9 protein-coding genes are annotated in these 12771 nt (G+C 71.4%); 8 read left to right on the top strand and 1 reads right to left on the bottom strand.

Translation table 11 applies throughout. The features are described from left to right. Position 1: 1 nt before the first annotated feature. The 8 genes from ACIOC1_RS16680 (at position 2) to ACIOC1_RS16715 (ending at position 12505) form a co-directional block, all read left to right on the top strand. A complete protein-coding gene (locus ACIOC1_RS16680) occupies positions 2–901 on the top strand; it encodes an ABC transporter permease (RefSeq protein ID WP_355332771.1) in 900 nt (299 codons plus the stop codon). Beyond that, entirely contained in the window at positions 901–1959 is a 1059-nt protein-coding gene (locus tag ACIOC1_RS16685) for an ABC transporter ATP-binding protein (protein WP_401854954.1), read from the top strand. The genes ACIOC1_RS16680 and ACIOC1_RS16685 overlap by 1 nt, the downstream gene beginning before the upstream one ends. Further along, positions 1956–3089, top strand: coding sequence for an ABC transporter ATP-binding protein (locus ACIOC1_RS16690; protein ID WP_401854956.1), 1134 nt, complete (start codon positions 1956–1958; stop codon positions 3087–3089). Before ACIOC1_RS16685 ends, ACIOC1_RS16690 begins: the two co-directional genes overlap by 4 nt. Further along, positions 3089–4129: a LacI family DNA-binding transcriptional regulator gene (locus ACIOC1_RS16695; RefSeq protein WP_355332764.1), complete on the top strand. Its 1041-nt coding sequence runs from the start codon at positions 3089–3091 to the stop codon at positions 4127–4129. The genes ACIOC1_RS16690 and ACIOC1_RS16695 overlap by 1 nt, the downstream gene beginning before the upstream one ends. Positions 4130–4272: 143 nt before the next feature. Further along, the gene (locus tag ACIOC1_RS16700; protein ID WP_401306928.1) at positions 4273–5874 is read left to right on the top strand and encodes an FAD-dependent oxidoreductase; all 1602 of its coding nucleotides are present in this window, start codon (positions 4273–4275) and stop codon (positions 5872–5874) included. Then, a complete protein-coding gene (locus ACIOC1_RS16705) occupies positions 5871–8075 on the top strand; it encodes a glycoside hydrolase family 3 N-terminal domain-containing protein (RefSeq protein ID WP_401854960.1) in 2205 nt (734 codons plus the stop codon). Before ACIOC1_RS16700 ends, ACIOC1_RS16705 begins: the two co-directional genes overlap by 4 nt. A 317-nt stretch (positions 8076–8392) precedes the next feature. Beyond that, positions 8393–10084 carry a right-handed parallel beta-helix repeat-containing protein gene (locus tag ACIOC1_RS16710; RefSeq protein ID WP_401854962.1) on the top strand — a complete coding sequence of 564 codons (1692 nt, stop codon included), beginning with the start codon at positions 8393–8395 and terminating at the stop codon, positions 10082–10084. 138 nt (positions 10085–10222) lie between these two features. Beyond that, a complete protein-coding gene (locus tag ACIOC1_RS16715; protein ID WP_401854964.1) occupies positions 10223–12505 on the top strand; it encodes an FAD-dependent oxidoreductase in 2283 nt (760 codons plus the stop codon). A gap of 24 nt (positions 12506–12529) precedes the next feature. Here ACIOC1_RS16715 and ACIOC1_RS16720 read toward each other — a convergent pair whose 3' ends face one another. After that, a complete protein-coding gene (locus ACIOC1_RS16720) occupies positions 12530–12751 on the bottom strand; it encodes a hypothetical protein (protein ID WP_355332750.1) in 222 nt (73 codons plus the stop codon). Between the last annotated feature and the right edge of the window lie 20 nt (positions 12752–12771).

Here is a 12771-nt window from a genome sequence, read left to right on the forward strand (position 1 = left end):
CGTGCGTACCCTCTTCCTCCGCGGCTGGAAAGTCCGCATCGGCCTGGGCATCCTCGTCCTCTTCCTCCTGCTCGCCGTGTTCGGCCCCTGGCTGACGCACAGCCTGCTCGGCCTGGACCCGCGCGCCAACGACACCACCGCCATCTCCCGGTCGCCCGGCGGCGGACATCCGCTGGGCACCAACCAGTACGGGCAGGACATGCTCGCCCAGGTCGTGGCCGGTGCCCGCGGCTCGATGTACGTCGGCGTGCTCGGCGCGGTGGTCGGCACGGCGATCGCGATCTTGGTCGGCGTACCGGCCGGGTTCTACGGCGGCAAGATCGACGGCGCCCTGAACTTCCTGACGAATCTCTTCCTCGTCATGCCGACGCTGCCGCTCATCATGATCGTGGCCGGTTACCTCCAGGGCACAGGGCTCACCACGATCGCCCTGATCATCGGCTTCTTCGGCTGGTCGGGCGGCGCGCGCACGCTGCGCGCCCAGGCCATGAGCATCGCCAACCGCGACTTCGTACGCGCCATGCGGATGCTCGGCGAGCGCGGTCGCCGACTGGTCTTCGCCGAAGTGCTGCCGCATCTGACCGGCCTCATCGCGTCGATGTTCCTGCACGCGATGATCGGCGCCGTCATGGCCGAGGCGGGACTGGCCTTCCTCGGCATCTCCGACTCCTCGTCGATCAGTTGGGGGACGATGATCCAAGGAGCGCAGCAGCAGAGCGCGGTCCTGCGCGGCCTGTGGTGGTGGTTCGTGCCGCCCGGCCTGTGCATCGCCCTGATCGGCACCGCGGCGGCGCTGGTCAACTTCGGCATCGACGAACTGGCCAACCCCAAACTGCGCGTCGCCCGCCCGGTGTCCGCCCGGCGCACCAGGCAACTGGCGCGGACGGGAGGCGCGGCCTGATGACCGTCCACACAGAGCCGAAGCACCGGCCGCTGATCCCCGCGAGACAGACCGTCCTCGAAGTCCGCGGCCTGACCGTCGAATACGCCACCGGTGCCGATCCGGTGCGCGCCTGCTCCGACATCTCCTTCACCCTGCGCCGAGGGGAGATCCTCGGCGTCGCCGGAGAGTCCGGCTCGGGAAAATCCACGCTGATCACCGCCCTGACCCGGCTCCAGCGCCCGCCGGCCGTCACCACCGCGGGCGAGATCCTCTTCCACGGCAGGGACGGCGCGCCGCCGGTCGACCTCGCCGCGCTCGACGGCAAGCGGATGCGCCGCTACCGGTGGACGGCCCTGTCCATCGTGCTCCAGTCCGCGATGGACGCGCTGAACCCGGTGATGCGCATCGGCGCCCAGTTCGCCGACGTCCTGCGCGCCCACGACCGCGCGCTGAACAAGCGGGCCGCCTGGGCGCGGGCGGCCGAACTGCTCGGCCTGGTCGGCATCTCCGAGGACCGGATCCGCGACTACCCGCACCAGTTGTCCGGCGGAATGCGTCAGCGGGCCGCCATCGCCCTGGCCCTGGCCTGCGGGCCGGAGCTGGTGGTGATGGACGAGCCCACGACCGCCGTCGACGTGGTCATGCAGCGGCAGATCCTCGCCCAAGTGCTGCGCCTGCGCAAGGAATTGGGCTTCGCCGTCGTCTTCGTCACCCACGACCTGTCGCTGCTGCTGGAGCTGGCCGACCGTATCGCCGTGATGTACGCGGGCCGCATCGTCGAGGTGGGCGAGGCCGCGGCCATCTACGGGGCGCCCAAGCACCCCTACACCCAGGGGCTGCGCGACTCCTTCCCGCCGCTGCACGCCCCGCTGCGCGATCTGCACGGCATCCCCGGCACACCCTCCGACCTGCGCCGACTGCCGTCGGGCTGCCCGTTCCACCCGCGCTGCGCGCGGCGGACGGACGGGTGCGACGAGCGGCTGCCGCTGCTGCTGCCGGTGGGCCCCGGGCCGGGACACGAAGCGGCGTGCCTGCTCAACGAGACCGACGGCGACAACGGAGGCGAGACCCGATGAGCAAGCACATGACCGAGGCCGTGTCCGCTGCGGACGAAGAGGCCCGCACGCCCGACGCGGCGCACGAAGCGCCGCCGTATGTACTGGAGGCGCTGGACGTCTCCAAGCACTTCACCGCCCGCGGCGCGCTCGGCCGTACCTCCGTCGTCCGCGCGGTCGAGGACGCCACGGTCCGGCTGAAGCCCGGTCAGATCCTGGCGCTGGTGGGGGAGAGCGGCAGCGGGAAGACCACGCTCGCGCGGATGCTGGCCCGCTTCCACGAACCGACGCGGGGCGAGATCCTGCTGCGCGGCGAGCCGGTGAGCCGCAGCAGGCGGGGGCGGCGCGCCTACCACTCCGAGGTCCAGATGATCTTCCAGGACCCCTTCGGCTCCCTGAACCCGATGCACCGGGTCCGCTACAACCTCGACCGGGCGCTGCGGCTGCACCACCCGCACCTGTCCGCGGCCGAACGCGAGCAGCGGATGACGCTGCTGCTGGAGAAGGTCAGCCTCACCCCGGCCGCCGAATTCGCCGCGAAGTTCCCGCACGAGCTGTCCGGGGGCCAGCGCCAGCGCGTCGTCATCGCCCGCGCGCTCGCCGTGGAACCCAAGGTGCTGCTCGGGGACGAGCCGATCTCCATGCTCGACGTCTCCATCCGGCTGGAGATGCTCAATCTGCTCCAGCGGCTGCGCGCCGAGGACGGCCTGGCGCTGCTGTACATCACGCACGACATCGCCAGCGCCCGCTACCTGTGCGACGAGATCGCCGTGATGTACGCAGGGCAGATGGTGGAGTCGGGACCGAAGGAGGACGTCATCGCGTCCCCCCAGCACCCGTACACCAAGCTGCTCATCGAGTCCTCGCCCGACCCCGAGCGCGGTGTCGGCGACCGCGAGGCGTTCTTCGCGGGCGCCGACGAACTGGGCGAGCCGCCCAGCCTGATCGACCCGCCCGCGGGCTGCCGCTTCCACCCCCGCTGCCCGTTCGCGATGAAGGAGTGCGCCGAGCAGGCCCCACCGGTCACCGACCTGGGCGACGGCCACTGGGCGAAGTGCTGGCTGCACGCCAAGGGCCGGGCCGGGGTGATGGCCGACACGACACACGCCGCGGCGACCACCGCCCGGCGGGAAGCACTCCAGGGGGCGTGATGACAGGACAACGACGCGGCAGGGCGCCCAACCAGGCGGACGTGGCACGGCTCGCCGGAGTGTCCCAGTCGGCGGTGTCCCGGGTGATCAGCGGTGACGCGGCGACCGCGCGGATCTCGGAGGAGACCCGGCGGCGGGTCTTCGACGCCGTGAAGGAGTTGGGCTACGTCGCCAACCCCGCCGCCCGGGCGATGCGCAATCAGCGCAACAACCTGCTGGGCGTGCACACCTTCGAGCGGGTCTTCCCGCACGCGCGCGAGGACTTCTACTTCGAGTTCCTGCTCGGCATCGAGGAACGCGCGGAGGAGACCGGCTTCGACCTGGTGCTGTTCACCTCCACCGGAGCCGGCGGCGACGGCGAGCGCAAGATCTACCGGGGCGGCACGAACCGGCTGAATCTGGCCGACGGCAGCATCCTGCTCGGTGTGGCGACCGACCGCGGCGAGCTGGCCCGGCTCTGGTACGAGGGGTACACCTTCGTGCACATCGGCCGCCGCGAGGTGCCCGGCGCGGAGATCCCGCAGATCATCCCCGACTACCGGTCGGCCAGCGGACAGATCGTCGAGCGCCTCGCGGACCACGGCCACCGGCGGTTCGGCTACGTGCGCGACTGGCTGGAACTGGAACCGTACGCCGACCGCCGCACCGGCTACGCCGAGGCCATCGCGCGGCTCGGACTGACGGACACCTCCCCCGGCCACCTCGGCGCGGCCGACCTCGACCAGGCGTGGCTGGACGAGGTGGCGGACGGCGGCGCGACCGCCATCGTGGTGGAGAGCGTACGGCTCGCGGAATCGCTGCGTGACGGCCTCGCGAGCCGGGGCCGCAAGATCCCCGAGGACGTCTCGGTCGCCGTACTGGAAGGGGCTTCCGCGGACCTCGCCGGTCAGTGGGCCTCGCTGGAGATCCCCCGCAAGGAGATCGGCCGGATCGCCGTGGACCAGCTGCACGCGATGCTCGACGACCCCGGCAAGCGGGCCGAGAGCGTCCTCGTGCCGTGCCCGCTGGTCCCCGGCGCCACCATCGCGGCGGTGAGCTGACAGGAGCGGCCGCACAGCACGCATCTCACGACAGCGGGCGGCGTCCGTCGATCACGGCTGCCCTGAAGACACCCGGCACGACCACCGAGCCGGAACCGACCGTTCCGACCGGCAGAGACCGGTGACAAGGAGTTCTTGGGCACATGGCAGAGATACGAACAGAGATCCTCGTGGTCGGCGGTGGGCTGGGCGGCGTCGCGGCCGCGCTCACGGCGGCGCGGCTCGGCCGTACGGTGGTGCTCACCGAGCCCACCGACTGGCTCGGCGGGCAGCTCACCGCCCAGGCCGTGCCACCCGACGAGCACCCCTGGATCGAAGGCCCCGCCTGCCCACCCGGCTACGCCGACCTGCGCAGACGCGTGCGCGACTACTACCGCCGCAACTACCCGCTCACGCCCGGGGCGGCGCGGGACCCCCGACTCGATCCGGGTCTCGGCATCGTCAGCCGGATGTGTCACGAACCGCGGGTGGGCGCGGCCGTCATCGAGGAGATGCTGGCCCCCTGGCGGGCCTCCGGCGCGATCACCGTGCTGACCGGGTACGAGCCCGTCGCCGCGCACACCGAGGGCGACCGCGTCGAGGCGGTCACGCTGGCCGGACGGCACGACGACCGCCGGATCACCGTCCACGCCTCCTACGTCGCGGACGCCACCGAACTCGGCGACCTGCTGGAACTGGCCGGTGTGGAACACGTCATCGGCGCCGAGGGCCGCGACGAGACCGGCGAGCCCCACGCGCCCGACACCGCCGACCCCCTCGACCAGCAGGCCGTGTCCTGGTGCTTCGCCCTGGAACACCGGCCGGGCGAGGACCACGTCATCGACCGGCCCGACACCTACGACCACTGGCTCACCACCACCGCGCCCTTCTGGCCGGGACCGCAGCTCTCCCTCACCGACGTCGTTCCGATCACCCTCGAAGAGCGCACCTGGACGCTGATGGGCGCCGACCAGAGCGCGGGGGAGCACTTCGACCTGTGGCAGTTCCGGCGCGTCCTGGCCCGCGAGCAGTTCGCGCCCGGAGCCTTCGCCTCGGACCTCACCGTCGTCAACTGGCCCCAGATCGACTACTGGGAGGCGCCGCTGCTCGGTGTGAGCGCCGAGGCCCGGCAGGCGGCCCTCGCCGCCAGCCGCGACCTGTCGCTGTCCTTCCTGCACTGGCTCCAGACCGAGGCCCCGCGCCCCGACGGCGGCACCGGCTACCCCGGCCTGCGCCCGCGCCCCGATGTCACCGGCACCGCGGACGGCCTGGCCAAGACGCCGTACATCCGCGAATCCCGCCGTATCAAGGCGGAGTTCACCGTCCTCGAACAGCACGTCGGAGTCCAGGCGCGGCCCGAGGGCGCGGGCAGCGAGGTCTTCCACGACAGCGTCGGCCTCGGCAGCTACCGCATCGACCTGCACCCCTCCACCACCGGCCGGACCTACATCGACATCGACTCCTACCCGTTCCAGATCCCGCTGGGCGCGCTGATCCCGGTCCGGGTCGACAATCTGCTGCCCGCCAACAAGAACATCGGCACCACCCACATCACCAACGGCTGCTACCGCCTGCACCCTGTGGAGTGGGCCATCGGCGAGGCCGTCGGCGCTCTGGCCGGATTCTGCCTGGACCGGGCGCTGCCGCCGCGCAAGGTCCGGTCCGACCAGGCGCAACTGGCCGACTACCAAAGGCTGCTGAGCCGTACCCTCGGCATTTCGCTGGCCTGGCCCGAGGCGGTCAGGACCCGGACGGAGGACCGATGAACCAGGGAGAGCCCACGATGCCGAACCCGGCGCGCGCCGACGACCACGAGACCCGTATCGCCGACCTGCTCGGCCGGATGACCGTCGAGGAGAAGTTCGGACAGTTGCAGCAGCTCGCCTGGGCCTGGAACACCGGTCCCGGCGGGGGCAGTACCGGCGCGGTCGAGGCCGCGGCGCGCAAGGGCCTGCTCGGCTCGGTGCTCAACGTGGTCGGCGCCGCGAACAGCAACGCCGTTCAGCGCATCGCGGTGGAGGAGTCCCGGCTCGGCATTCCGCTGGTCTTCGGCCTGGACGTGATCCACGGATTCCACACCACGTTCCCCATTCCGCTGGCCCAGGCGGCGGCCTTCGACCCGGCCGTGACGCGGACCGACGGCGAGGTCTCGGCGGCCGAGGCCCGGTCCAACGGCGTCCACTGGACGTTCTCGCCGATGGTGGACGTCACCCACGAGCCCCGGTGGGGCAGGATCGCCGAGAGCCCCGGCGAGGACCCGTATCTGGCCGCGCGCTACGCGGTGGCCAAGGTGCGCGGGTACCAGGGGGACGACCTGTCCGCGCCGGACCGGGTGGCCGCCTGCGCCAAGCACTTCGTGGCGTACGGCGGCGCCGAGGGCGGGCGCGACTACAACACCGTGGACGTCTCCGAGCAGCGGCTGCGCAACCTCTACCTGCCGCCGTTCGAGGCCGCCGTCGCGGCGGGAGCGGCCACCGTCATGGCCGCCTTCAACACCGTCAGCGGCGTTCCCGCGCACGCCGACCCCCGTACGCTGACCGGCGTTCTGAAGGACGGCTGGGGGTTCGACGGGGTCGTGGTCAGCGACTGGACGGGGGTCCAGGAGCTGATCGCGCACGGCAGCGCGGCCGACGAGGCCGACGCCGGGCGGCTGGCGCTGTCGGCGGGTGTGGACCTGGAGATGGTGTCCACCACCTTCGTCGACCACGGCCCGGCCCTGCTGGAGCGCGGCGAGTTGAGCCAGGAGCGGCTGGACGACGCCGTGGCCCGCGTCCTGCGGCTGAAGCTGCGGCTCGGTCTGTTCGAGCGGCCGTACGTCGAGGAGTCCGCCGAGATCACCGCCCCGACCGCCGCCGCACGGGCCGCCGCCCGCGAGGTGGCGGGCCGCTGCGTGGTGCTGCTGAAGAACGACGGCGGAGCGCTGCCGCTGGACGGGACCGCCATCGGGACGCTCGCCGTCCTCGGCCCGTTCGCGGACAGCGGCGATCTGCTGGGCACGTGGGCGCTGCCCGGAGCGCCCGAGGCCGTCCCGGTCCTGCGGAGCCTGCGCGAAGCCCTGCCGCACGCGGTTGTCACCCACGCCCCCGGCGTTCCCGCGGACGGCTCCGACGTCTCCGGCCTTCCGGAGGCCGTCGCGACGGCCGCGGCCGCCGACGCCGTCGTCCTGGTGGTGGGTGAGCCCTCCGAGATCAGCGGAGAGGCGGCGGTCCGCAGCGACCTGGGACTTCCCGGCCGCCAGGAGGAGTTGATCAGGGCGGTCGCCGCGACGGGCACGCCGTGCGTGGTGGTGCTCGTGGGCGGGCGGCCGTTGACGATCGGGGACTGGGCGGACCAGGTGCAGGCGGTCGTCATGGCCTGGCACCCCGGCATCGAGGCGGGCCCGGCCATCGCCGACGTGCTCACCGGGGCTGTCGTCCCGGGCGGCAAGCTCCCCGTGACCTTTCCGCGGACGGTGGGCCAGGTCCCGCTGTACTACAACCACGAGCGCACCGGCCGCCCGTACGACCCGGCCGTGCCGGAGGAGAAGTACGTCTCGAAGTACCTCGACGTCCAGGACGGCCCGCGATTCCCCTTCGGCCACGGCCTGAGCTACACCGACTTCGCCCTCGACGAGCCGACGCTCAGCCGCGAGCGGATCACGGTGCGCGAACTCCTGGCGGGCGAGACGGTCGAGGTCACCGTCCGCGTCCGCAACACCGGCGAGCGCGAAGGGGAGGAGGTCGTCCAGCTCTACGTCCAGGACCCCGTGGCCGCCATCGCCCAGCCGGTCCGCCGCCTGCGGGGCTTCGACCGGGTCCGGTTGGCCGCGGGGGAGGAGCGGACGGTCCGCTTCACGCTCGGGGCCGACGACGTCGGCTTCTGGACGAACGACCCGGCCGGGGTCTTCACCGTGGAGCCGGGCGAGATCCACGTCCACACCGGCAACAGCTCGCGCACCCAAGCGCGCCGGACCTTCCGGATCACCTGACCAAAGCGATACCCGACCATCCCGATACCCGGCCTTCCGGCCCGCCTGACCATCGGGATACCTGACCAGAGCCTCCGCGCAGAGGCGTACCGCCCGCGCGGGCACATCATCTCGACCCACGGAAAGGAGCGCGCACGAGGTCCCGTGGAGCCGGATCCGGGGTCCGCGACGCCGTGAACGTCGCGGCCCGGAAGCGCACACGGACTGCCCGGCACCGCGCCGGTACACGCCGGACGCGGTTGGCCGAGGCATGCCCCCACCACGATTCATCGACTGCGTGCCTGTGCGTCGACATACGCACGCAGTGAGGGAGAACCATGAGAGCAAAGGCGCTCACACTCGCGATCGTACCTGTCGTCCTCGGCTGTCTGCCCGCCACAACGGTCGCGGCACACGCCGCGACGGCGACGTACTACGTCTCGCCGAGCGGCAGCGACAGCAACACCGGACTGTCACCCGCCCAGGCGTGGAAGACCGTCGCGAAGGTCAACGGCTCCACCTTCCCCCAGGGAAGCTCCGTCTCCTTCGAAGGCGGGCAGACCTTCACCGGCTGCCTGGTCTTCAACTCCGTCAACGTGCCCTCGTCGTCCGCGTCCACGCCGTTCGTGGTGAACTCCTACGGCACCGGGCAGGCCACCCTCACCTCGAACTGCACCGGCGACTACTCGGCGGCCGTGACGGCCGACAACGTCAGCGGCTTCCAGTTGACCGGACTGAAAGTGGTCAACGGCTCCACGACCGCGGCCGGCGTCCTGCTGGAGAACCAGAACGGCACGGCCGCCACCCAGGGGCTGGCGGTGTCCGGCTCCGACATCTCCGGATTCTCCACACCCGCCGGAAGCAGCAGCTCGTTCGGCGGGGAGATCATGATCCTCGGCTACGCGGTCAACGGGCACAGCGGGCCCCTGAACGACGTCCAGATCCGTCACAACAAGCTGCACGGCGCGAGCGTGACCTCACCGGACGGCCCCGGCATCTACGGCTGGGGCTCCGGGGAGAACATCACCGACGTCACGGTCGAGGGCAACACGGTCTACAACCTCGGCATGCCCGCGAAGGATACGGGTGCGGGCATCACCGGCAACGGCTGGGACGGCGCGGTGATCCAGCACAACGTGATCCACGACGTGGGCGCGAACGTGACCTCCTGCGGCGGCGCGAGCGGCATCGAGACGTACACCTCGAACAACGTCACCATCAGGTACAACGAGGTCTACAACGTGCAGCCGTACCCGGCGTTCACGGCCGGGTGCGACTGGGACGGCATCGACCTCGACGGCGGCACGACGAACTCGGTGGTCGAGTACAACTACACCCACCACAACGCCGGCAGCGGCCTGCTCGCCTACACCTCGACCGTCGACTCCAAGGTGTGGGGTCCCAACACCTACCGCTACAACATCTCCGAGAACGACGACTGGGCCAAGATCCAGGGCGGCCTGATGACCGTCGTGCCCAACGCGCCGAAGAACGCGCTGTCGGTCTACGGGAACACCTTCTTCACCAACGTCGCCCAGAGCACCAAGTCCACGGCCAGCGCCTGCTTCAACTTCGGCTACAGCGCGGGCACCTGGGCCGGCGGCTCACTGATCGCGGACAACATCTGCGACATGGGCAACAGGGACCAGTACGGTCACCCCGGCCAGTTCTACTACAACGCCTACGGCCAGACCGGCATGACCCTGTCGCACAACCTGTACTCCGCGGCCAGCTCCCCGGCCTGGCGCTGGGGCGGCACCACCTACAGCACCTTCGCCGCGTGGCAGGCCGCGGGAGTGGAGACCGGACCGGTCTTCGGCGACCCGCTGTTCACCTCGCCCGGCACCGGCGGCACCTGCGCCTGGACGCCGTCCTCCGGCGCGGGACCGCAGCCGTGCCCGCAGGCGTACACGCTCGCCTCCGGTTCCCCGGCCGCGGGTTCGGGAGTCGCCGTCTCCGGCAACGGGGGCGTGGACTACTACCAGAACGCCATCCCCGGCGCCCCCAACATCGGCGCCGACGCCGGTTAGCACCCTGCCCCCGCACCTGCCGGGGCGGCCCGTCGCACGCGATGAGCGGCGGGCCGCCCCGGCGCGGCGAAGTGACCATCGCACGGCCCGAACTGACGCCACCTCAACCAGCAGATTCCTAAGGAGCGCTGAAACGGCATGACCGCACCGCGCACTCTCCTCACCACCGAACCCGCCCGCGACAGCCGGGACTTCCGCACCGAGCGGCTCAGCGCCGACCTGGTGATCGTCGGCGGCGGAATGGCCGGTACGTGTGCGGCCGTGACCGCCGCGCGGGCCGGGGCGCGGGTCGTCCTGGTCCAGGACCGGCCCGTGCTGGGCGGCAACGCCTCCAGCGAGATACGGCTCTGGGTGCTGGGCGCCACCGCGCACATGTTCAACAACAACCGCTGGTCGCGCGAGGGCGGCGTGCTCGACGAGATCCTCGTGGAGAACATGTTCCGCAACCCCGAGGGCAACGCCGTGCTGTTCGACACCGTGCTGCTGGAGAAGGCGGTCGCCGAGCCGGGCATCACCCTCCTGCTGAACACGGCGGCGACGGCGGTGTCCAAGGACGGCGACCGGATCGCCTCGGTGAGCGCCTTCTGCGCCCAGAACTCCACGCGCTACGAGCTGACGGCCCCGGTGTTCTGCGACGCGTCGGGTGACGGCGTCCTCGGCTACCTGGCCGGCGCCGCCTACCGGATGGGCGCGGAGTCCACCGAGGAGTTCGGCGAACTGTTCGCGCCCGAGGAGTCGTACGGCGGCCTGCTCGGCCAGTCGATCTACTTCTACAGCAAGGACGTCGGACGGCCGGTGACCTTCGTGCCGCCCGGCTACGCGCTCGACGACATCACCGAGATCCCCCGCTGGCGCAGCTTCGACACCACGGTCCAGGGCTGCCGGCTGTGGTGGATCGAGTACGGCGGCCGTCTCGACACCGTGCACGACACGGAGGAGATCAAGTGGGAGCTCTGGAAGGTGGTCTACGGCGTCTGGAACCACCTGAAGAACTCCGGTGACTTCCCCGAGGCGAAGACCCTGACGCTGGAGTGGGCCGGGCTGATTCCCGGTAAGCGGGAGAGCCGCCGGTTCGAGGGCCTGTACATGCTCCGCCAGCAGGACATCGTCGACCAGCGCCCCCACGCCGACGCCGTCGCCTCCGGCGGATGGTCCCTCGACCTGCACCCGGCCGACGGCGTGTTCAGCGAGCACGCCGGGAGCAACCACCTGCACGCGCGCGGGGTCTACCAGGTGCCCTACCGCTGCCTGGTCAGCCGTGACGTGAGCAATCTGCTGCTGGCGGGCCGGATCATCAGCGTCTCGCACGTCGCGTTCGCCTCGACCAGGGTGATGGCCACCTGCGCCCAGATCGGACAGGCCGCCGGGATGGCCGCCGCCGTGTGCGCGCGTGACGGCGTACTCCCGGCGGAGCTGACGAAACCCGACCGGATGCCCGCCCTTCAGCGTGAACTCCTGCGTGCCGGGCAGCACATCCCCGACCTGCGGCTCGACGATCCGGACGACCTCGCCGGGCAGGCCGCGCTCACCGCGTCGAGCGAGCTGACCGTGGGGTCGCTCCCCGGCGACGGTCCCGCGGCGCCGCTCGACCACTCGCGCGCCCAACTGCTGCCGCTGGACGCGGGAAAGCTGCCGAGGATGACGCTGACCGTCGACGTGGCCGCGCCCACCACCTTGCGGGTGGAGCTCCGTACCGGCAACCGGCCGGAGGACTACACCCCCGATGTGGTGCTGGCCGCGCGGGAGTTCAGTCTCGATGCCGGCGCCGGGCAGCGGATCGAGGTCGACGTCGAGGCGACGGTCGACCGGCCGCGGTACGTCTTCCTGACGCTGATCCGCAACGACGACGTGTCGGTGCGGACCACCACCCGGCGCGTCACCGGCCTGCTCTCGGTCCGGCACACGGGCACCCAGGAGGCGGACGACGCCGTCGGCAAGCCGCGCGTGGAGTTCTGGACCCCCGAACGGCGCCCCGGCGGACACAACTTCGCCCTGACGATCGACCCTCCGCTCAGGGCGTGGAGCGTGGAGGGCGTCCGCAACGGCCACCACCGGCCCACGGCGCGGCCCAACGCGTGGGCCGCCGCGTACGAGGACCGCCGTCCCACTGTCCGCCTGCGCTGGCCGGAACCCCGACGCATCGGCCGGCTCCACCTGACCTTCGACACCGACGCCGACCACGCCATGGAGTCCGTCCTGTGGGACCACCAGGAGCGCGCGGTGCCGTTCTGCGTATGCGATTACGTCGTCCGCGCCGGGGACCGCGTGGTCGCAGAACGCGCCGACAACCACCAGACCCACAACGTCCTCACCTTCGACACCCCCCTCGAAACGGACGAGCTGTCCGTCGAGGTGGTGTCCACCCACGGCGCCGCCCCCGCCGCGCTCTTCGCCGTCCGCTGCTACGCGGCACCGTCGTGACGCCACCGCGGGGTGGACGACGTTCTACCGCGCGCGGTGCCGCAGGACGCGGAGCTGGGACATCAGCAGGCGGATCAGCGGCGTGCGGTTGCGGTGGCTGTTCTCGTAGCGCAGCACCGTTTCCAGTTCTTCGCGCTGGAGTGAGGGGACGATCCCCTCGATCGTGAGCTTGGGCAGATGTTTGTAGTCCGCGATCGGCAGTGCGCCGGTGGGCGGCGAGCCGGTCTCGTCATCGAATATGTCCAACGAAGTCACCTCTTGGGTCA

Origin of the sequence: Streptomyces sp. NPDC088197, assembly GCF_044741185.1 — a bacterium.
GTDB lineage: Bacteria > Actinomycetota > Actinomycetes > Streptomycetales > Streptomycetaceae > Actinacidiphila.